This window comes from Alteromonas gracilis, assembly GCF_002993325.1.
Lineage (GTDB): Bacteria > Pseudomonadota > Gammaproteobacteria > Enterobacterales > Alteromonadaceae > Alteromonas > Alteromonas gracilis.
Genome location: NZ_PVNO01000026.1, coordinates 88,268 through 109,448 on the forward strand (window position 1 = coordinate 88,268; position 21,181 = coordinate 109,448).

A 21,181-nucleotide genomic window follows, 5' to 3' on the forward strand; every position below is an offset into this window, starting at 1 on the left:
CGTGTAGATTTAAAAATGTTTAAAACCCTACTGGTCATCTCAGTAATGTCTTGTTGCTTAGCGTGTGGTCGTTTTTCTTACGCGCAAAGCGCTCCTAACTTTGCCCTTATTCCGTTAAAAGTAGATAAAGAACGTCAACTGCCATTGGATCACAGAGTAGTGATGGATATAAAAGTGTACGATGCCGATACAGCAATTGCCGTTTTAAATAATTGGGATGGCATAGAAACGGTTGATCGAAAAGGCAACTTGTTGTCTTTGTCTATTAGTGTTTCATCAACAGATGTATCGAAGCCAACTCCCGAGGCTCTCACCAAGTTCAAAGCCAACACTTTTGTTATCGACTTTGAAGAAGAGGCAGTACAACGAGTGCTAGCGGATTTTTCAACAGAATATAGTAGTGAGCAAAGCGACGCTAACCAATTGACGACAATTGGAAAAAGTATCGAAAAGTTTGTCGCCGGCTACATTTCAGAACCTACTTATATTCATAGTTTCTCTTTTGCATCCAGAGTAGCTACGTCTAGGAGCGGAGATTGCACAGAATATTCAGTTCTTACTGCTGCGTTAGCTCGCGCACTGAAGATACCTGCAAGGGTAATCATAGGTACGATTATTGTGGAGGGTGAAGACGGTGTAGAAGCCTATGGACATGCATGGAGTGAGCTGTGGCTAGACGGGCAGTGGTCTCGAATTGATGCCGCCATGTACAGTGCAGAAGCACTTAAAAAATTTTATTTACCAGCTCATATTTTAGATAATGAAGGGTTGGGTTATGCCCTTGGTTTATCGAAAGCTATTTTTAATATGCCTGAACAGATCACGATCCGTTCATGATGTGGACACATTTAAAAGAACATCGCTGTACCGCGATTGGTTCATAAAGGTGCTTTCAGATATGGCACTTTGCGTTTTGCGCTGTATACCTTACACTTGCGCCGAAAGTAACTAAAAGGGCAGTGCGAATGAAATTAAGTGACGTGAAGAAGCTTCATCAGAAGAAGTACAGAACTCAATTTGGCTTCTATTTGGTGGAAGGTGAGCACTTAGTTTTGGAGATGCTTAAAGCTGCGAAAAGAAATACTGAAAGTAAATCTTTTGCAAACTCCGGCGAGAATTCCCTTTATATTACGGCTGAGTATGAGCCGTGGGTGAAAGAACACGTACTTCCATCTAATGTTCAGATGAACATTGAAACGATATCGTCGCAACAAATGCAGCAACTAAGCGACACCAAGTCACCACAAGGTATTATTGCTCGTGTTCCGCTTCCCAACGCTACGTTAAGTACAGAGCAGTCAACAACTAGCAATAATGCACACAGTTCCAGCACCGAAAAGTACATCTACCTCTATGAGGTTCAAGACCCGGGCAATTTAGGCACCATACTAAGGACCCTGGCGTGGTTTGGTAATTTCACGTTACTGCTTAGTCCAAACAGCGTAGACCCATACAATTCTAAAGTCGTGCGCTCTAGCATGGGGGCTATTTTCCACGTCAAAATGGAACTAAATGTACCGCTTGAAAGTTTGGCAGAACGGTTTGAACGCTTCGCTTTTTTAGACATGGATGGTAGAAATATCACCTCAGAGACCTTTGGTAGCTATCAGTGTTATTTGTTTGGCAACGAAGCACGTGGAGTGCCGTCGAATGCGCTTTCAGCGCTTAACGCAACGGCATATACCATTGCCGGAAGTGGCAAAATAGACTCATTAAATTTAGCTAGCGCTGTCAATGTCTGCGCATATGAACTAACCCGTTCAGCATAGCGTTTACAACTCGATCACGATAGGAATTAACCATGGCATTACAATGGTTCCCTGGGCACATGCACAAGGCCCTGAAAGAAATTAAAGAGTCGCTTAGTCAAGTAGACATTCTTATTGAAGTACTTGATGCACGCATTCCGTATTCTAGTGAAAACCCAGAAATTGCAAAAATACGCGGTGATAAACCCTGTATTAAAATTCTGAATAAATATGACTTAGCCGACCCTGAGATAACTGCCCGCTGGCAGGAAAGCTTGGAAAAAGAGCGCGGCGTAAAAACAATTACAACATCAAGTGACAACCCTGGTAACAGTAAGCAGATAATGCAGCTTGTTAAGAGTATCTGTGCTTATAAAGAAGGCCAACCCAAAGCGATAAAAGCAATGATTACCGGTATTCCTAATGTGGGTAAGTCAACGCTAATCAATATATTAGCTGAGCGTATTATCGCAAAAACCGGCAATGAGCCTGCTGTCACTAAAAGTCAGCAGCGTATTAATTTGGGCAGTGGCATTATCTTATTTGATACGCCAGGGGTGCTATGGCCGAAATTAGAAAATCCGCATTCTATTTACCGCTTGGCTTCATCGGGAGCCGTAAAAAATACAGCAATGGAATACGATGATGTTGGTTTTTTTGCTGCTGATTATCTCATTAAGGCGTATCCCGACGTTATGAAAGAGCGTTATAAGCTTGAAGAGCTGCCGGATACAGAGATTGAGTTTTTAGAGGCCGCCGCGAGAAACCGCGGAGCAATTCAGGCAGGTGGACGAGTAAACCTACATAAAATTTGTGAAATTCTGCTAAAAGAACTGCAGTCAGGCAAGCTAGGGCGAATTACTTTAGAAACCCCTGAAATGCTAGAAGTTGAGAAAAAAGAAATGGAGCTTGAAGCGATTAAGAAGGCTGAAGCAAAAGCTAATCGTAAAGCAAAATTTAAAACAGGCTCGCTGACACCAGACAAAAAGGATCGAAAAGAGAAGCGAGAAGAAAAGCGCCAAGAACAGAGCCGTAGAATGCGCGCGGGTAACAAAAAATGAAAAATTAAAAACTAATTTTAAAAAAACTGCATCCAAGCATCCGTCTTAGTCGTCTGGTTTACATGTTGTTTACATTTGAGTGTTTCCTGAACAGGGTGCGTTCTAATTAAACGGCATGTGAACTCAACAATAATAGGATGCCACAATGCACAAACGTCCACTGCTAGTACCCACACTTACACTACTTACTCTTAGTATCACTTCTCACTTTGCTCTTGCTGATTGCAACAAAGGTAAAGTGCCAATAGTCACTCCAGAATGCTCAAATATTGCTGTGTGTAAACAGCAGGGTATCTTCACTGACCCATTCGAAGAGCCGCTGGTTACGGGTGAGTTTCCCGATCAAGACAACACCAACATAACTAATCCTCTCAATAATTACCCAGATAACGGAAAGTGCGAAGAGAATGAAGATGGTGTGCTTAAATGCAAACCTGCAGCAGGCAGTTTGGCACTACTGAACGATGGGCGTATTCTTTACTTCAATGCATTGGAGGGTACTGAAAACGTTGAGTACAACGCGTTACTAGAAATAGGCTCTGCTATTATTAACGACCAAACTCGCGTATTGACCATGAAAAATGACAATGCGAGTTGGATTGCGCCTTCTCCCGTAGACGCTGGCGCCAACCCTGATGGAATGATTCTGAAACCCTCATTGGTGACATTACCGGTTTTTTAGGCACGTCTCTGCCAATTGATTTAAACACAGATGACGAGAGAACCAACAACGACGGCGCTCTTTTCTGCGCTGATTTAGTGGGCTTGCCCACCAGGGAACTTATGGCGGTAGGCGGCACTGACTACTATCACGAACCAGGAGTAAGTACGAGCTTACTTGGCGAGCCGATTAATTTTGGACTGTCTGAACTAGAAGGTTTGAAAAACAGTCGTATTTTTAATCCCGAAGATAATAGCTGGCGAAAAACAGGCGATATGAATTTTGGGCGCTGGTATCCAAGCGCGTTATCCTTGGCTAACGGTAACGTCTTAGTGGCTAGCGGCGTCACTAAGCTCGTGAAGCCAGTTTATTTAACCCGACCAGAAACCTCAGGCAGAAATGTCACCGTTACAGAAACATACGATACATCTTGCGGCGAGTGGAAGGACAACGGCCCGTTAGCAGAACGTTCATTACCCTTATATCCAAGATTACACTTGCTACCTAATGGCCACGTCTTCTACAACGGGGGCGGACAGGCGTTTAATCCATTTGGGCAGAGTTACGATCAAGCGCTTTGGAATATAGTAGCGGCTTACGACCCTCAGTCTAAAACGTGGGCTGACCTTGGGTTTGCAGGGCTACCGCTTCACCTAAGTGAAGCGGGTATAGGAGATCTTACAAGTTTTCTTAATATAACCAATACGGAATCGAGCACATCGTTAAATGGGTTGCTTACCGGTCTAACAGAAGAGTTTATTGCTAATCCATTTGACGCGCTAGCCCCCATCATTGACGACCCATACAGGCTTGCTGATGTGCAGGCTCTGTTAGGGGCTGGTTTCAGAGGTTCCACATTCTCTATGATGATGCCACTAACGCCAGACGATAATGGGGTTTACAGTAAAGCAGAGTTTCTCACCGCCGGTGGTGTATTAACAGGAGTTGCTGCAACAAGCCCTGGTTTGTATGTTGGTACAAACTTGGCGCGTATTGATTCGGTGACCATTGACGGGGAAAAAGTGCTTTATGATTCACGTTCAACGGGAAGCCTTCAACAAGGTCGTTGGTACGGTACAGGTGTATTGCTCCCCACCGGAGAAGTCTTAGTCGTATCAGGGGCTGACAGGGATGAGGTGGTGCTACCTGGCGCTGGGAAACCTATTCTGAAAGCCGAAATTTTCGACCCTGAAACAGAAACATTTAGGCAGGTTGCCGAGCAAAATCGACCGCGTACGTATCACAACTCTGCTGCATTGTTGCCAGATGGTAGTGTCTTAATAGGTGGACATGCCCCCATTAATACCGCTTATGCATACAGCGTTACGCTACCGGGCTTTTCACCAAACGATGGCAGAGATCCTTCTTTTGAAATCTATAAACCTGCCTATATGTTTGGCGATAGACCCGCTATAGGAAGACAAAACAAGGCTGTTGGTGTGGGCGAACGTCTTAGAATTGGCTTGAAAAACACAGATGCAGCAACCGCCAAAATGAATGCCAATATCGAGTCAGTGGTGCTGATACGAAGAACAAACATTACCCATCTTATTGATGGTGACCAGCGCAGTGTAGTGCTTCCCATAGTGCGTCACAATACAGATAGGATTGTCGTACAAATGCCATCGCAGCAAGCAGTAGTGCCACCCGGCGATTACATGCTTTTTGTTAACGCTCGTGATGAAAATGGTGAATTAGTTCCATCGGCGTCAAAGACCATCACGGTGACGGGCGAACTTTCTGCAATGTGTAACTAGGTGGAGTAATCATGATTAAGACATTAACTACCGTGTTAGCATTTTTTCTAGCATCTTTTGTTATATCCTCAAACGTTTACGCGCATGGAGCGTCAGCTGTCGCTGGAGAGTGGCTCCCTGTTATTGATGAGCAGGGTAAAAGCGAAGCCGCTATTTTATCCCAAATACAAAGTTCGCCTTTGGGAAACGAAATACTTGTGCAATATGAGGGCGAGGGAAAACTAGAAGTGCTAGGCGATGACAATGAGCCTTTTATTCGCATTACAAAAAGCGGGGTTTATGCCAACTGGGACCACCCTATGTGGTTTAAAGTACAAACCGCAGGGCCTAGACCTTTACCGGAGTGGGTAACAGATCAAAAGCTCGAATCAAAATGGACCCAAGTTAGCGAGCGAAACTACTATGGTTGGTATGACAAACGGTTGGAAAAAACTGATGAACACGCAGAACGCTGGAATATCGCACTAGCGGTAAACGGCCAGCGCCAAGACCTTTCAGGGTATTTCAAATCACTGACGCCACCGAGTAAGCGCACATTAGTTACGGTAGACAATAAAGCGGCGCCTATTGCAGACCTGACAGCGATGGTAATTCCTGGTCCTGAACGAGCGATAAGGGTAAGTTATCAGGGCGACCATCACATGGTAGTACTTGATGAATACGACGAGCCCATGTTGAGATTTAGTCCAAAGGGCGTAGAGGCAAACACCCAAAGTAAAGGCTGGAAACAACTTGGTCGCTCGCCAGTGGATTCTGACGCTAAATGGGTGAAGCTTTCTACACAAGCAGCGTATACATGGCCAGATAGTCGTTTAGATAAAGATGAACAAGAAAAATGGAAAATTCCTGTCTTCTGTCATCAAGATAAAAAAGTGAAGTTTATTCAGGGAGGCTGGGTAGAGATAGCTCGCCTTTAAGCTTGCAACTTTCCTTTTGCAAAAGTAACGTAAGCGATAGCTTTTTGGTGTTTGCGCAATTGTTTTGCGCAAACGCTTTTCGCTTTTTCAAGCAGTCAAAGGGGAAGATGTTGTCAGATACAAACATGAGTAATAAAAATCAGAGCAATGCTCACCATGAAAATGCAACCCGCTTTGATAAAGAACTGTTTGAAAAGCTAAAATTCCAAGCCGAGACTAACGAACGCCGCCGCGCCCACTTTAATGTTCACAAAACATATCAAGATGTCGTCCAGCGTCTTTTTATTGCCATGATGCCTGACTCTTATGTACGTCCTCACCGGCACATACAACCACACAAATGGGAGTTTTTCATGGTGCTTGAAGGTCAGCTGGATATTCTCTTTTTTGATGACGAGAGTGAAGGACAGTTGGTTGAAAGAATTACCTTAAAAGCAGGCGGAGAGACTAGCGGTGTGGAAATACCTCCAAATGTTTGGCATGCAACAGTCTGCCATAGCCCGGTCGTTTTTATGGAGGTAAAACAGGGCCCCTATGAGGTCACAGACGATAAGGGGTTTGCACCCTGGTCGCCCAAGGAAGGAAGTCATTTAGTTCCACAGTTTTTGGATGCGCTAAAGCGTGCCGAGGAAGGGGACCTCGTCGGTGTTCTTTAGATGTTTTTTAAAATTAATATGAAAGGCGTGAACGACGCACACAAATACTTTCCTTTTTGGAAAGTCGTTGCTATTGCTTAACGACATGGTATGGTTAAGGATAAGTCACAAGGGGCGGCTACTGTTTTTGTTAAAAACACCTACGCCTCAGTTTTCGTTTAGTTGCGGCAAAAGGCCGCAGTTATAAGCACATTGTACAAAGAGAATTATTATGCAAAACGTTTCAACTGGTTATTTTTATAATTTTAATTACTGATTGCACCTGACCGTCGGTGTTCAGGGGCAAGTATTGGCTTCTGGGCACTGCAGGTAGAACGTTTTGCAAAAGCCCAGAGGGTATCACCATCTGGGCTTTTTTAATGCCCGTAATTCTCGGTAAAAAACAATGAAAGAAATCACATTAGGTGACATTAGAAAGCAACATAGAGTTAAACAAGAAGTGGTAGCAATGGCGCTATCAGTGACCGCTTCGGGCGTTAGCAAATTAGAGTCGAAGAGAATTCAAGACGTGTCATTGCAGCGGGCTGCGGCTTATTTAGCCGCGGTTGGCGGCACTATGAAGATTGAAGTGACGATGCCAGATGGCGCTACCCTACAAGTAGGGTAGCGGCTGCTTTTTGTGAATAGTGTCTACCGAGTTTTCTTCAATAGCTTAAGTTCCTAGTCTGTTAATTTATACTGCATGAAAGCTTTTAAAAAATAGCGTGTAGCAATGAAAATCAATTTTAATTAAACGAATAGACATGTTTTTATGACCAATCGCTTTAACTAAAATACGCATGGGGTAAAATATAGTTAAACCGATTACAAGGAGTCTTACATGGCCGTTCACGAAATTACTCACCCGCTTATCGCACATAAAATTGGGCTTATGCGATACGCTAAAATAAGCAGCAAAGATTTTCGCGAATTAGCTTCAGAAGTAGGCAACTTGCTGACCTATGAAGCGACACGAACCTTACCTACTGAAAGAGCAACGATAAAGAGTTGGTCCGGTGACGATGTTGAAGTAAGACAGATTAAAGGCAAGAAAATAACGGTTGTGCCAATTCTTCGCGCAGGTCTGGGAATGCTTGAAGGTGTACTCAAGCTTATTCCGAACGCCAAGATTAGTGTAGTAGGGCTTTATCGTGATGAAGAAACGCTGCAACCGGTGGCTTATTTTGACAAGGTAGTAAAAAACATTGATGAGCGTACAGCACTTATTGTGGACCCCATGCTTGCCACCGGCGGAACCCTCATTGCCACTATTGACCTGCTGAAGGAGAAAGGCTGTACCAAAATCATGGGGCTTTTTCTTGTTGCAGCTCCTGAGGGCATTAAGGCTGTTGTTGAAGCACACCCTGACGTTGATATTTTTACCGCGGCTATCGATGAGCGATTAAATGAAAAGGGCTATATATTGCCGGGACTAGGCGACGCGGGTGATAAAATCTTCGGAACTCGATAACATTATTAAGAACTTAACATTAAGTTGTTCAAAAGTTTGTTAGATCAGGTACCTTTTAAACGTTAAAATTATTGAGTTAAACGTTTAAGAAGGTGTTACAATCGAAGGGTAGTCAACGTGCGCGCTGACTGCCCTTCATTGTTTTAGCGTAGGGCACTCAGCTTCGTTAAATGAGTTAAAAATTAATGAACAAAACAAAACTAACCCTTAAAGACGTTGCTGAGCAAATAGGTGTCTCGACAGCGACAATTTCAAATGCTTTCAATCGTCCCGATCAGTTATCTAAGTCAAAGCGCGAAGAAATCCTGGCGCAATGTAAAAAAATTGGATACAGCGGTCCAAACAAAGCCGCCCAAATTCTTAGAAAAGGTACTTCAAATATTGTGGCTTTAGTACTGGCAGACAGCATTTCCTATATGGTTAGTGATCCTGTAGCAAGTACCTTCATAAAGGGCGCCTCCTCTGCGTTACAGGAAAATGGTAAACACTTGCTTCTCTATGCAGGCGACTCGAATAGTATTGCTGACGTTGTAGACTTTGTTGATGGATTTATCTGCTATGGTCAACCTCGTAATGTAAACCTTATTAGAGAACTGGCTGCCTCACCTAAGCCTGTAGTTACGGTCGATTTTGATATTGATAATAAGCCCTCAATCAATATTGATAATGAGGAAGCAGCTTATCAGGTGGCGAGTCATGCTTTAAATAAAGGCGATTCAGTCGCAATTCTAGGATTACGACTTATTGACTCTCCTGCAACGTGCCGTATTTATGATAGCCCTCTTATTGATGTTGAAACCTCTATTGCTCACCGACGTTTAGATGGCTATTTAAGGGCTGCTGAAGATAGAAATGTGGTCGTAACGGACGAAGCCATTTGGCATCTACCAGAAAGTGATAGGCACTTCGCGCGGCAAGCTGCAAAAGAAGTGCTTACTAGCTCACCTAGACCTAACGTTGTCCTTTGCATGAGTGACATCATAGCGTTAGAGCTGTTGCATATGGCACTTGAAATGGGCATCAAGGTTCCACAAGAATTAAAGATTACCGGTTTCGACGGCATTGAAGAAGCCGAGAGGGCGCGTCCAAGCTTAACAACGGTATGTCAATCTAGCTCTCAAAAGGGCGTAGAAGCTGCAAAATCGCTTTTAGACCATGTTAAATCTAAAAATACGCTGCCGTTTGAAGTACGGTTAGGCGAAACGGTCTAGAAAAACGCTTTGCCTGTGAAAAAATGTGCTTTGAAAGGGCATGTATTTTCAAATGTGTTGAGTAAACAAAGGGCTAAACAGCGGTTACAATTTAAATAAGTATTTGTGTTGACTAGGCTCCCTGCCTTTTATCGCTTAAGGTTTTTCTGTTTACAACTATGCAACATTGATACGGGTGAATTTCGTAGTTAAAGCATCTTAATTATTTAAGATGCTTCTTTTGTTGTTCTTGGTTAGAAACATCAAGATATAGAGTTTCAAAAGAAATGTTAACAGTATCGCAAGAAATCTAGTGGTAAGCTGCTATTACCAAAACAGTTTAGATTAAGAGTGAAGAGGCTATTAAATAAGCTAATAGCCGGAACCTGAATTGCAGTGAATTTACTTTAAGAACAAATTAGCCCAAATTAAGCCTGTTCATCCCAAACAAGGGCTTTGAAATGTTTTCGGCACATTGATTCATAACGGTCGTTCCCGCCGATTTGTACCTGGTCTCCATTTTTAACCGCGTTTCCATTTTCATCTAGCCTTACAACGAAGTTAGCTTTTCTGCCGCAGTGGCATACTGTTTTAAGCTCGAAAAGCTTGTCTGCCCATGCGAGCAGATAATGACTGCCTTCAAAGGTTTCTCCCAAAAAGTCCGTTCGTAAACCATAGGCAAGCACCGGGACGTCCAATTCGTCTACCACTTCAACCAGCTGCCGAGCCTGCGTTTTAGTAAGAAATTGGGCTTCGTCGATGAATACACAGTCAGGCTTCCGTTCTTCGCAGTCTTGGCGTATTGATAAGAATAAATCATCTTCTTTGTTGTAGAGCTTAGCGTCTGCTTGCAATCCAATTCTTGAGGTAACTTTACCCACACCATAGCGGTCATCAAGGGCCGCAGTGTAAATAATAGAGTGCATGCCTCGCTCGCGATAATTATAGGCTGATTGAAGAAGAGAGGTTGATTTTCCTGCATTCATCGCAGAATAGTAAAAATAAAGTTGAGCCATGGTGATTAATAATTTTCGTTGTACCAAGAAATAAGGTTATTAGCATCCATAGGTTTCGCATAATAAAAACCTTGCAAGTAGTCTGCACCGAGCGCTGAAACATGTGCTTTTTGTTCTGCAGTTTCAATGCCTTCTGCAATAGTTTTACAGCCAAACTCTTTTGCCATTAATATGGTTGCCCTTATTATGGTATCACTCTCCTCAGTTCTATTCTGTATAAAAGAGCGGTCAATCTTGATAAAGTCGAATGGGATCGACTGGAGTCTGCTTAGTGAGGAGTAGCCGGTTCCGAAGTCATCAATAGATATTTTCACGTTTCTATCAACCAGTTCACTTACTCTTTCGCCTATAAGTTTTTTATCTATCGCAAATACACTTTCAGTAATTTCTAGGTGCAGTTGCGTTGGGGCTATTTGTGTCGATTTAAGCGCACTGTCTAAAATTTTGGAGAAACCGTCGTCTAACATTTGCGCTACTGACACGTTTACTGACATGGATATTTCGTTACCAAACGACCAGTGAGACAGGTCAATTAGGGCTCTGTTTAATACCCATGCTCCGATTTCAGGCATTAAGCCACTTCTTTCTGCAAGTGGAATAAACACGGCGGGGGAAATATAGTCATCCTCACACTTCCACCTTAACAGCGCTTCAACAGTGAACACGGTATTCGTATTAACATCAATAATTGGCTGATAGAAAACGCTCAATTCACCGTTTTCGATGGCTGTGCGAAGCCTTTCACATTGTTTTTGCTCAATCTTTATTTCAGCATGGAGGGCTTCATTGAAGACGCTTACCGACCCACGCTGTTTGCGCTTCTGGTCGTACATGGTTAGATCGGCGTGTTGAATTAGGTCAAGAGCAGCATCACCGTGCGAAGGAAACATTGCAATACCTATGGTGGCATCTAGGGTAATTTGGTTGTCATCCGCAAGGATAGGAATAGTGACCCCACTTCGCATGGCGTGCGCGACGGCTTTGGCCGTATCAATATTCGCGTAGGGGATGACAGCGACGAACTCATCTCCCCCCCAGCGGCCTAAGTGATTATCTTCTGTGTAGTTACGAAGTCTTTTAGCAATTTCGGCCAGTACAATATCGCCAATCTTATGTCCAAGGCTGTCATTCACTTGTTTGAAGCCGTCCAAGTCGATAAACAGAACCGCAAGGGAGTTATCCAGGGCGCGCGTTGTATCTAAAAGATTGTTCAAATGCTTTAAGAAACCATTTCTGTTGGGCAGGTCTGTAAGAGGGTCTCTGTTCGAAAGACGATATAATTCAGCGGTTCTTCGCTCGACCTCTGCTTCCAGATTTAAATTAGAAGCATCTAGCTTTTGGTTTGAAGCGATAAGCAACTGGTTTACTTTCTCTGTCTCATTCCTCTCTATTTTCATTTGCTCCATTAGCTTATTATTTTTAGCCTTGATGTATAAGGTGTTGATAAAAAACTGGTGGTAGCGAAATGCACTAGTAAAAATACCAAACCAAAATACAAGCCCGAGCACACCTAAAACAAAAAACTCGCCATTTTTATCTAAGATAGCGCATAAAGACATAGGAATAAGAAGCGCAGTCGTGTAAAAGCCAACAAGGTATTTGTTGGGTGATAAAACGGTTCCTGCTCCGCCCGACATCGCTGAAAGTACCACCATGGTCGCTGCAAGCTCAACGGTTGCCATGGTTGGATAGAGCAAAATAGAATAGAGCCCCCAAATACTCCCTGTTGTAAACAATCCAATTGAGAACCTAATCAAAACTGGTCTAGGGTTGTAGTTAGTGCCTACAAGTTTAATACGCCAGTAAATGGCATCTAAGAGACGTGCTATCAACACGCCCATCATTACCATCCAAACCTGAAATTTCTGAGCAAATATTGAAGGAGAGTCACTTTCGAAGAAAAACAACAAACCAGAAAAAGCAAACATGGTCATCAGAAAACCAATGAAACTGTTGCCAATGAGCATATCAGTTGTATCTCGCTCTATCTCAATTTGCGATATTGACTCTTGCTCTATATTCAACGAGAAAAACCTTTTAACAATTTGATGCCGTTAAGCGCGTCCGATGAAACCCAAACTAACAAACTATATTGTTTCTTCCTGGGCGTTTTTCGAATTTTTACACTACATTTTAATTTAGCAAAGAACAATAATCATGCTATCGGTTTGGTAGATTTTGAATGAAATCATTAATCAATTTGCTTTTCTTGCTGTTCAAATAGCTTTGCCTTTCTTAATCGATATTTAGTTTTTTACAGTCGTATTTGTTCTTTGTGTTTAACGACAAGGAACCTAAGTATTAACACTTTCGAAAGGTCAGGTAATACTTTCGAAGTAATTTTTTTCACAGGTTGTTTACAATGTTGATTTTTTGTTATACATTCTTAATCGATTAAGTATGTTTGTGTTGCCATCAACCCTAGTAGTTAGGGTAGCGGCTACTTAGGATTTAACAACTCCAACACATTACCGGAGAAAATATGAAAAAACATCACACACTCAACGCACTAACATTAGCCGTTTGTACAGCACTTTCTGGCACGGCTTTCGCTCAAGAATCTGCGACACCAGAGACTGAAGCAAAATCTAAAGAGAAGTTCGAGCAAATCGTTGTAACTGCAGCGCCAGGTGGCGCAACAATGCAGGAAGCGAGTGTTTCAGTTAGCGCTTTTGATGAAGAAGATATTCTTAAGCTAGCGCCTCGCTCAACAGCTGAAGTATTCCGAGCTTTGCCGGGTATTCGTGCTGAATCATCAGGTGGTGGCGGTAACGCAAACATTACAATTCGTGGTATTCCGCTAGCGACAGGCGGCTCTAAGTTTCTTCAGCTTCATGAAGACGGTTTACCAGTACTAGAATATGGTGACATTAACTTTGGTAACGCAGATAACTTCCTACGTTACGACTGGTCAGTGGCGAATGTTGAAGCAGTACGTGGTGGTTCAGCATCAACGTTTGCAAGTAACTCGCCTGGCGGTGTTATCAACATGATCAGCAACACGGGTGAAGTAGGTGGTGGTGCTATCGGTACATCATTCGGTGTTGACTATGAAGAGTTCCGTTTAGATTTCCGCTACGGTGGCGAAATCACTGATGACCTATTTTATCACATTGCAGGTTTCGCTCGTGGCGGTGAAGGTCCTCGTGAAACTGGTTACAATGGAGATCAAGGCGGTCAGGTTAAATTTAACATCACTAAAATGCTAGATAACGGCCACATCCGTTTCCACTACAAAAACTTGGATGACAAGGTATCAACATATCTTCCTTCACCAGTGCTTGTAAAAGGTGATGGTGAGTACGGCCCAGTACCTGGCTATGATGCAAGTTCACAAGCGCTGAATTCTGCGTATAACACAAACATTTCTACTTTTGACAGCTTCGGAAACCCTGAAAACCGCGACGTACGTGACGGTATCGAGTCTAAAGTTAGCTCTTTCGGTGTAGAAGTTGATTTAGAAGTAGCGGAAAACCTGTTTTTACTTAACAAGTTCCGTATCTCAGACATTTCTGGCGGTTTCATCGCACCATTCACGGATGGTTTCCCAGCAGGCCCTGGTGATGTTGCAAACTTTGCTTCAGCACTTTGCTCTGGCGCAACAGACGGTGATGGCAATGCACTAAACTGTGACAGTACAACGGTTACTTTAGCCAATGGTCCAGGTGCTGGTGAAGTTTATACAGGTCAAGCGTTCACTAACTTACAATTTGATACGCGAATCAATGACCTTGGCAACATGATCAACGATTTCAGCTTGCGTAAAGAGTTTGATAACGGTATCGACCTAACAGTAGGTTACTACTACTCAAACCAAGACATCGCAACAAGCTGGTCTAGCTGGCAGACATTTATTCAAACGCTTGATGGCGACAACTCTCAGCTATTAACTATCACAGATGGTGACGGTGTTGAGCTAGTGTCGAATGGCTTGCTTTCTCCAAGCTTCCTTTCATGGGAATGGGATCTTAACTACGTTACTAAAGCGCCATACATGAACATTGGTTTTGAACTGTCTGACAACATTCTTATTGATGCGTCTGTACGTCATGACACTACTGAAGCGTCTGGTGAACTAATCAGCTCTTGCTGTGGCGGTAATACTGATTTTGACTTAAACGGTAACGGCGTTATCGAGCAAATCGAAGATGCGTCTGCTACAAACAGTGGTTTCATCAGAGGTGGTGTGATTAATCTAAACCGTGCTGGTGCAGCGTCTCAAATCGTAGATTACAGCGCTAACAACACGTCTTACTCTATCGGTGGTTCATACCTGCTTACTGATAGCCAAACGTTTTTTGCCCGCTACTCAAAAGGTGGCCGTGCAATTGCTGACCGTTTACTTCAGATCGGTGGTACGTTGAATGCTGATGGTAGCTTAACAAGCACTACCTCAGGTTATGACACAACGAAGCAGTTTGAAATCGGTTATAAGTACGGCACAAAAGACCTAATGGTTAATGCAACTTTGTTCGACACCGTCACTGAAGATACACAAGCAGAGGTAACTAGCGGTCTTACGTTTATGCGTGAGTACGAAGCGACAGGTCTTGAACTTGAAGGTCGCTGGAATGCAACGGATAACTTCGTCATGTCTGGTAACTTAACGTGGACAGATGCAGAAATTAGCGATGACGTTAATAACCCTGCATTGGTTGGTAACACGCCGCGCCGTCAAGCGGATTGGATCTGGACTATTACTCCAGAGTACGTTACTGACACATGGTCTGTTGGTGCTTCACTACAAGGCTCTACTGAGTACTTCGTACAAGACAATAATGACCTTAAGCAAGATGGCTACACGCTTGTAAACTTATTTGCTACTTATTGGGTAAACGACCAGTTCTCAGTGTCACTTAACATGAACAATGCGACTGATGAGTTTATCATTACTGAATCAGAAGAAGGTTCTGCTGCAGTAGGTAGCTATGTACGTGCACGTCCTCTGAACGGTCGTACAACAGTACTTTCTCTAAAGTATATGTTTGACTAATAACGAGTGTTTTAACGTGGAAGCACGTTAGAGTATACTCAGTATTGAAACGCCCACTCTTCAAAGTGGGCGTTTTTTTAGTTTTGCTGTTGGTCTAAAAGTGCGAGCTGCTTTGCGATAGCTTCTGATAAATCGCCAACTAAGTGACTATGCTTTTTGTGTATTACATGCACAATCTCATGTTCGACGAGGGGAATAAACTCTATTCCTGATCGTCTGAAAATGTCTTCTTCAGAGTGATCACTTGGCATAATCGCATAATCAAAGCGTCCGCTGAGCAGCAAATCAATAACATGATGAAAGTCGTCAAATTCAAAGATATTGGCTTTTAACGCACGGGATTGCTTACCCATATTAAAGAAAAAGCGTGTAGTAGCTGCTATGGCGTTGTCAGGGTTTTCAATAACATCCTTACTACATTTCGCTCCCCTGATGCACAGCAGAAAAGATGCGCCATGAGAAAGCGCGGGAGGAACAATAACGATATTGTTATCAGGCTGAGCAACAACGTCAAAACGAACGACGTCTGCATCAGTCATACCTTGATTTAAAAGCCGCAGGCCGCGCTCCCCTCCAACCTTTTCGAAGGTCACTTCAATTCCAATACTGCGATATGCGCGCTCAATAAGAGGTTTATAAAAATTGTTTACGCGCGGATGATTTAATTCACCAATTACAAAATGCGAATCATCGTGTTCCGCAACGACTTTAAATGGTGAGAATAGAAGTGTAATAAAAAGAGGAAAGATCTTCTTAGCGCTTGAAGCGAGAAACTTACACTTTCTTTTCACTGCGCGATCCTTTCAGCGATTATCCTAATCCCTTAATGGTAGAGCACAAAATGAACAATGAAAAGAAATGGCAAATAACACAAAAAAGCCCCATCGACTGACAGGGCTTTAATTTGTTAAGCTAAAAAACTCAATATTTATGCGGCGTTTTGACCACCGTCAATCGCTTTTAGCGTTTGTGAAGCTGGTAGCAATTCTAAATCGAATGTGTATTCGTCTACACGTACTGCTAACTTGCGCTTCTCATTGTAATCATGAAGCTTCGCTGCTTCGTCAGCTGTTACTACGCCTTTTTCTTGTAGCTTGTTAAGTGCATGCTCAAAAGAAATAAACGGCACAACAGGCTCCTTGCGCAGTGCTTTTTGCACTTTGCCTAACAGGTGTGCAACAGCGTGCTTAGCTTTAAATGCTTGCTCATTTATATCATTGCCATCACCAGGGATAACACGTACAAGATGGGTAAGCTGCTCTTTAACGCTATTATCCTGCATTGACGCAATTGAAAGCTCGCGTACCAGGTCGTCACTAATACCTGCAACACTGTTTGTGTAGGTGTTGGTAAGTAGGCGCATCAGACCGCGTGTAGCAGTGTTAGGGAAATTGTTAATAAAGTTAACAATTGCCTGGTCAGCTTGTTGTAAAGACCACTGCATTGCGTACTCAAAATACGGTAGAGCTAGTTTTCTGTCTTCAATGCGCTGCTCGTAAAAACGAATTGCTGCCATTGCGCCGTATAGATAGCTCATTACGTCGCCAAGGCGCGCAGAAAGAAGTTCAGCCTTTTTAAGGTCTCCACCCAGAACCGCAAGTGAAAGGTCGGCAAGCGGCGCTAGTTTTGCAGAGATGCTGTTAACACGTTTCTCGTATTTACGTACTTCAGGTAGTGCTGATTCACTTTCACGTAGGAAAGGAAGGTAGCTTTTACCTAAGCTACGGAATGCATTTTTAACGCTGAAGCCCACAGTCTTACGAAGGACTTTGTTGAATTCTGCATCCGCTGAACTTTCGTTGCTGTGAATCAAGTCAACCATATCTTTAAGGTAAGGGTGGCAACGCATTGCACCTTGACCGAAAATCATCAGGTTACGAGTAAGGATGTTTGCACCTTCTACTGTAATTGCAATAGGAAGTGCCGCATAACCACCCGCAAGTGTGTTTTGAGGTCCACGCTGAATTGCTTTACCCGCTTGGATATCCATAGCAGAGTTCATTACATCACGGCCCAGCTCGGTCATGTGATACTTAGCAATCGCTGTTACTACTGATGGCTTAACACCTAAACCTAAACCTTCGGTGGTTAATACGCGCATCGCTTCGAGTAAGAACGTCTTACCAGCGATATCTGCCATTTTCTCTTGAATACCTTCGAAGCGACCAATTGGAAGACCAAACTGCTCACGAACAAATGAATACTCAACCGTACCTTTAAACGCAGACTGTGCTGTCGCAACACCCATAGCTGGAAGCGAGATACCACGTCCCGCACCTAGACAGCTAACAAGCATCTGCCAGCCGCGACCGATGTTCTTTTGGCCACCAATGATGAAGTCCATTGGGATAAACACATCTTGGCCACGGGTAGTACCGTTATAGAAACGCACGCCCATTGGGTCGTGACGATTTCCAAGCTCAACGCCAGGGTGTGACTTAGGTAACAAGGCACAAGTAATACCTAGCTCTAACTTTTCGCCAAGTAGTTGGTCTGGATCGAATACCTTAAATGCAAGACCAAGTACTGTCGCAATTGGTGCAAGTGTAATGTAACGCTTGTCCCAGCTTACGCGTAGACCAAGCACTTCTTCACCGTTGTATTCGCCTTTGGTAACGATCGCTGCGTCAGGGATTGCACCTGCATCTGAACCTGCCTCTGGGCTGGTAAGCGCGAAACAAGGGATATCGCGGCCGTCAGCCAAGCGAGGTAGCCAATAATCTTGTTGCTCGCTAGTACCGTAATGCATAAGCAACTCGCCAGGGCCTAACGAGTTAGGAACCATTACGGTTACAGCAATAGCACCGCTTTTCGCTGCAATTGTCGCCACGATAGTCGAGTTTGCATATGGGCTAAATTCAAGACCACCAAATTTCTTTGGAATGATCATAGAGAAGAAACGGTTTTTACCCAAGAAATCTAACATTTCCTGAGGAATGTGCTTACCGTTGCCTAAGTCGAAGTCGTCAATCATAGCCAATAGCTCTGCTACGGGGCCATCCATAAACGCTTGCTCTTCAGCACTCAGTTTAGCCTGAGGAATGTCGCGCAATGCCTGCATGTCAGGCTTGCCTTGATAAATAGACGATTCAATCCAAACATCACCCGCATCTAGGGCTTCTTGTTCTGTAACTGAAATTGGGGGTAAAACTTTTTTTAAGCTAGTTCTGATACTCATAGTAACTCATCCGCTCATCTGACCAGTTGTATGAGTTAATACTACAACAAATTTACAAAAGATCAAAAAAATTCGCTAAGCTTAATATTAATAACTGTTAATGTTATTAAATATCAAAGTCATAGAGCCCATAAATATGTAGAGATACTTTGAGTATTTATCCTTACATTAGGGGGGAGATGATAAAATTTGTCGGCGAGTTATGTTATTTATTCATTTGAAGGTAGAATTTGTTTATACAAAACAAAGGTTGCAGTGATGAACCCCGAATTTAGCCCCACCTCATTTGCGATAAGATCGCCGTTTATTACGATTGCACTCGTTTTCCTGCTCACCGTGCTCTCCGTATTCGGAGCACAGAATTTATATTTTCGTGGTGACTATAAAGTTTTTTTTGAACCAGATAATCCACAAAGATTAGCGTTTGAAGAAATGCAAAACATTTTTAATAAAAGCGAAAATGTTGCATTTATGGTGGTCCCTGATGATGGACAGATTTTAAAGGCGTCCACGCTCAAACTAGTCGTTGAGCTTACCGAAGAAGCTTGGCAACTTCCCCTATCAACTAGGGTGGAATCTATCTCGAATTATCAAAACACCTATGACGATGGCGGGGATCTTATTGTCGAGGATTTGATTACCGCTAGCACGTTGGACGAAGGCAATATATACAGCGTTAAAGACGTCCTTTCTGACAGTCCAGAGGTTTACGGTCGTTTAGTTTCTCGCGAATGGGACGTTACGATAATCGATACAACTATTCAGCTACCAGATGGAGATCAGACCCAACAAGTTATTGAAATTGCGACCGCAGCAAAAGAGATTAAACGGAAATTTGAAGACCTTTACCCCGGGCACAAAATTTATTTAAACGGCATGGTCGTAATGAATGATGCGTTTGCAGTTGCGGCTCAAGAGGACGCAGAGACACTAGTTCCACTGATGTTCCTACTTATTTTTATTGCAATTAGTATCATTGTGAGATCACTTTGGGCTGCAATTTTCACGCTAGGAATAGTTATCGTTTCTGTTGCAATAACCATTGGACTAACTGGATGGCTGGGCGTTTATTTAAGTACCGCTACAGTGAATGCTCCAACCATGATAACTACCCTTGCTGTTGCTGATTGCATCCATATTATTGTTGGTGTCAAATATTATCTCGGGAAGGGATTAAGCAATAAAGATGCGATACAAAAAAGTATAGAGGTAAATAGAAAACCAATATTCATCACTAGTATTACGACTGCAATAGGTTTCATAATGCTGAATTTTTCAGCCGTTCCCGTGCTTGCTCACTTGGGGAATATGACGGCCTTGGGCGTAATGTTAGCATGTGTTTTCTCTCTTACGATGCTGCCTTCGTTACTCACCATTCGTCCACTTAAATCGACCACTGCTATTAATCACACTATTTTCTTGCGCTGGGCGTCAATGATAAATCGTCATCATCGTTTGCTATTGCCTGTATCTTTTTTGGTTATTATTGCAATTAGTTTATTCGCGACGAATAACCAGTTAAACGATGTTGCTGTTAAGTACTTTGATGAACGAAGCTCATTTAGGCAGGCGGTTGAAGTAAATGAGGACAAACTCGGTGGCATGTCCAATATAGATTTCGTTGTATACACAGATAAATCATACGGAATAACTGACCCCCAGTTCTTAAACCAAATTGAAACTTTTGCTCAATGGTTACGAGACAGAGAAGAAGTCAATCATGTTCTCACTTTCACCGACACGCTCAAGCGCCTTAATAAAAACATGAACAATGATAATGAAGAGTTCTCTGTTATTCCTTCAGATGGAGACCTAGCGTCCCAATACTTACTTCTCTACGAGATGTCACTGCCTTTTGGATTAGACTTAGGTAATCAAATTGATATTGATAAGTCAGCGCTTCGCGTCATTGCCCTCATTGATAATTTGGGAAGTCGCGACATCACTGCGTTAGAGAGAGAAGCAAAAGCATATTTCACTAGTCTTTCAAGCGATTACCGAATTGAAGCGGCAAGTCCTCCATTAATGTTCGCTCATATCGGAGAGCGAAATATGAAGAATATGGTATGGGGAAGCGTTCTCGCATTAATCCTTATATCTATACTCATACTATTCGCCTTAAAGTCGATAAAACTAGGCGGCGTTAGCATGATTACAAACCTATTGCCTGCTGCTATTGGTTTTGGTGTTTGGGGTATGATTTCTGGTGAGATAAATATGGCCCTGTCTGTGGTGATCAGTATGACTATGGGAATAATTGTCGATGATACGGTTCATTTTTTGACGAAGTATCAAGTGGCAAAATCAAAAAAACTCACTGTAAAAGAGAGCGTGGCTTATGCGTTTGAAACCGTGGGCATGGCGCTTACAACTACAACATTTGTGCTTGCTATCGGGTTTGCTGTTCTAGCATCGTCGAGCTTTGTTTTAAATGCTCATATGGGAATGTTGACGATTATTATAATATTAGCTGCATTACTGGTTGATTTTATTTTCTTACCTGCGCTCCTTATTTGGTTAGGGGATGCAAAGACGGTCGAAAAGGAGTCTTGAT

At 42.9% G+C, this 21,181-nt stretch carries 16 protein-coding genes; 12 read left to right on the forward strand and 4 right to left on the reverse strand.

The window, feature by feature from the left end; genetic code table 11:
- Nucleotides 1-15 precede the first annotated feature (15 nt).
- The 10 genes from C6Y39_RS12275 to C6Y39_RS12320 all read left to right on the forward strand — a co-directional run bounded on the left by C6Y39_RS12275 (nucleotide 16) and on the right by C6Y39_RS12320 (nucleotide 9,461).
- On the forward strand, nucleotides 16-837 hold the full coding sequence (locus tag C6Y39_RS12275; protein WP_240618885.1) for a transglutaminase-like domain-containing protein: 822 nt from the start codon (nucleotides 16-18) through the stop codon (nucleotides 835-837).
- 128 nt (nucleotides 838-965) lie between these two features.
- Nucleotides 966-1,769 carry a TrmH family RNA methyltransferase gene (locus tag C6Y39_RS12280; protein WP_105931557.1) on the forward strand — a complete coding sequence of 268 codons (804 nt, stop codon included), beginning with the start codon at nucleotides 966-968 and terminating at the stop codon, nucleotides 1,767-1,769.
- 32 nt (nucleotides 1,770-1,801) lie between these two features.
- A complete protein-coding gene (gene ylqF / locus C6Y39_RS12285; protein ID WP_105931558.1) occupies nucleotides 1,802-2,809 on the forward strand; it encodes a ribosome biogenesis GTPase YlqF in 1,008 nt (335 codons plus the stop codon).
- A gap of 145 nt (nucleotides 2,810-2,954) precedes the next feature.
- Nucleotides 2,955-3,491, forward strand: a complete 537-nt coding sequence (locus C6Y39_RS12290) for a hypothetical protein (protein WP_105931559.1) — start codon at nucleotides 2,955-2,957, stop codon at nucleotides 3,489-3,491.
- A gap of 101 nt (nucleotides 3,492-3,592) precedes the next feature.
- Nucleotides 3,593-5,227, forward strand: a complete 1,635-nt coding sequence (locus C6Y39_RS12295) for a galactose oxidase early set domain-containing protein (RefSeq protein WP_105931560.1) — start codon at nucleotides 3,593-3,595, stop codon at nucleotides 5,225-5,227.
- A gap of 11 nt (nucleotides 5,228-5,238) precedes the next feature.
- Entirely contained in the window at nucleotides 5,239-6,144 is a 906-nt protein-coding gene (locus C6Y39_RS12300) for a hypothetical protein (protein WP_105931561.1), read from the forward strand.
- A 125-nt stretch (nucleotides 6,145-6,269) separates the two neighbouring features.
- On the forward strand, nucleotides 6,270-6,800 hold the full coding sequence (locus C6Y39_RS12305) for a WbuC family cupin fold metalloprotein (protein WP_105931747.1): 531 nt from the start codon (nucleotides 6,270-6,272) through the stop codon (nucleotides 6,798-6,800).
- Between the two features lie 385 nt (nucleotides 6,801-7,185).
- Nucleotides 7,186-7,407 (forward strand): helix-turn-helix domain-containing protein, encoded by a 222-nt coding sequence (locus C6Y39_RS12310; RefSeq protein ID WP_105931562.1) that lies wholly within the window; start codon nucleotides 7,186-7,188, stop codon nucleotides 7,405-7,407.
- 213 nt (nucleotides 7,408-7,620) lie between these two features.
- Nucleotides 7,621-8,250 (forward strand): uracil phosphoribosyltransferase, encoded by a 630-nt coding sequence (upp, locus tag C6Y39_RS12315; protein ID WP_105931563.1) that lies wholly within the window; start codon nucleotides 7,621-7,623, stop codon nucleotides 8,248-8,250.
- 185 nt (nucleotides 8,251-8,435) lie between these two features.
- Entirely contained in the window at nucleotides 8,436-9,461 is a 1,026-nt protein-coding gene (locus C6Y39_RS12320) for a LacI family DNA-binding transcriptional regulator (protein WP_105931564.1), read from the forward strand.
- 407 nt (nucleotides 9,462-9,868) lie between these two features.
- Here C6Y39_RS12320 and C6Y39_RS12325 read toward each other — a convergent pair whose 3' ends face one another.
- Nucleotides 9,869-10,456, reverse strand: coding sequence for a thymidine kinase (locus C6Y39_RS12325; protein WP_105931565.1), 588 nt, complete (start codon nucleotides 10,454-10,456; stop codon nucleotides 9,869-9,871).
- Between the two features lie 5 nt (nucleotides 10,457-10,461).
- Nucleotides 10,462-12,480 carry a putative bifunctional diguanylate cyclase/phosphodiesterase gene (locus C6Y39_RS12330; protein ID WP_105931566.1) on the reverse strand — a complete coding sequence of 673 codons (2,019 nt, stop codon included), beginning with the start codon at nucleotides 12,478-12,480 and terminating at the stop codon, nucleotides 10,462-10,464.
- Between the two features lie 458 nt (nucleotides 12,481-12,938).
- Here C6Y39_RS12330 and C6Y39_RS12335 point away from each other — a divergent pair, with 458 nt between their 5' ends.
- Complete coding sequence (locus C6Y39_RS12335) at nucleotides 12,939-15,449, forward strand: TonB-dependent receptor domain-containing protein (RefSeq protein WP_105931567.1); 2,511 nt, start codon at nucleotides 12,939-12,941, stop codon at nucleotides 15,447-15,449.
- Between the two features lie 77 nt (nucleotides 15,450-15,526).
- Here C6Y39_RS12335 and C6Y39_RS12340 read toward each other — a convergent pair whose 3' ends face one another.
- Nucleotides 15,527-16,240: a hypothetical protein gene (locus C6Y39_RS12340; RefSeq protein WP_240618886.1), complete on the reverse strand. Its 714-nt coding sequence runs from the start codon at nucleotides 16,238-16,240 to the stop codon at nucleotides 15,527-15,529.
- A gap of 137 nt (nucleotides 16,241-16,377) precedes the next feature.
- Nucleotides 16,378-18,627 carry an acyl-CoA dehydrogenase gene (locus tag C6Y39_RS12345; protein ID WP_105931568.1) on the reverse strand — a complete coding sequence of 750 codons (2,250 nt, stop codon included), beginning with the start codon at nucleotides 18,625-18,627 and terminating at the stop codon, nucleotides 16,378-16,380.
- Between the two features lie 258 nt (nucleotides 18,628-18,885).
- Here C6Y39_RS12345 and C6Y39_RS12350 point away from each other — a divergent pair, with 258 nt between their 5' ends.
- Entirely contained in the window at nucleotides 18,886-21,180 is a 2,295-nt protein-coding gene (locus C6Y39_RS12350; protein ID WP_105931569.1) for an efflux RND transporter permease subunit, read from the forward strand.
- The last annotated feature ends 1 nt before the right edge of the window (nucleotide 21,181 follow it).

Bases quoted from the DNA above. Each gene is read 5' to 3' on its own strand.
- C6Y39_RS12295 (WP_105931560.1), top strand. From the start codon at position 3,593: ATGGCGGTAGGCGGCACTGACTACTATCACGAACCAGGAGTAAGTACG.
- C6Y39_RS12310 (WP_105931562.1), top strand. From the start codon at position 7,186: ATGAAAGAAATCACATTAGGTGACATTAGAAAGCAACATAGAGTTAAA.
- upp (WP_105931563.1), top strand. From the start codon at position 7,621: ATGGCCGTTCACGAAATTACTCACCCGCTTATCGCACATAAAATTGGG.
- ylqF (WP_105931558.1), top strand. From the start codon at position 1,802: ATGGCATTACAATGGTTCCCTGGGCACATGCACAAGGCCCTGAAAGAA.
- C6Y39_RS12300 (WP_105931561.1), top strand. From the start codon at position 5,239: ATGATTAAGACATTAACTACCGTGTTAGCATTTTTTCTAGCATCTTTT.
- C6Y39_RS12320 (WP_105931564.1), top strand. From the start codon at position 8,436: ATGAACAAAACAAAACTAACCCTTAAAGACGTTGCTGAGCAAATAGGT.
- C6Y39_RS12335 (WP_105931567.1), top strand. From the start codon at position 12,939: ATGAAAAAACATCACACACTCAACGCACTAACATTAGCCGTTTGTACA.
- C6Y39_RS12275 (WP_240618885.1), top strand. From the start codon at position 16: ATGTTTAAAACCCTACTGGTCATCTCAGTAATGTCTTGTTGCTTAGCG.
- C6Y39_RS12345 (WP_105931568.1), bottom strand. From the start codon at position 18,627: ATGAGTATCAGAACTAGCTTAAAAAAAGTTTTACCCCCAATTTCAGTT.
- C6Y39_RS12325 (WP_105931565.1), bottom strand. From the start codon at position 10,456: ATGGCTCAACTTTATTTTTACTATTCTGCGATGAATGCAGGAAAATCA.
- C6Y39_RS12350 (WP_105931569.1), top strand. From the start codon at position 18,886: ATGAACCCCGAATTTAGCCCCACCTCATTTGCGATAAGATCGCCGTTT.
- C6Y39_RS12290 (WP_105931559.1), top strand. From the start codon at position 2,955: ATGCACAAACGTCCACTGCTAGTACCCACACTTACACTACTTACTCTT.
- C6Y39_RS12280 (WP_105931557.1), top strand. From the start codon at position 966: ATGAAATTAAGTGACGTGAAGAAGCTTCATCAGAAGAAGTACAGAACT.
- C6Y39_RS12305 (WP_105931747.1), top strand. From the start codon at position 6,270: ATGAGTAATAAAAATCAGAGCAATGCTCACCATGAAAATGCAACCCGC.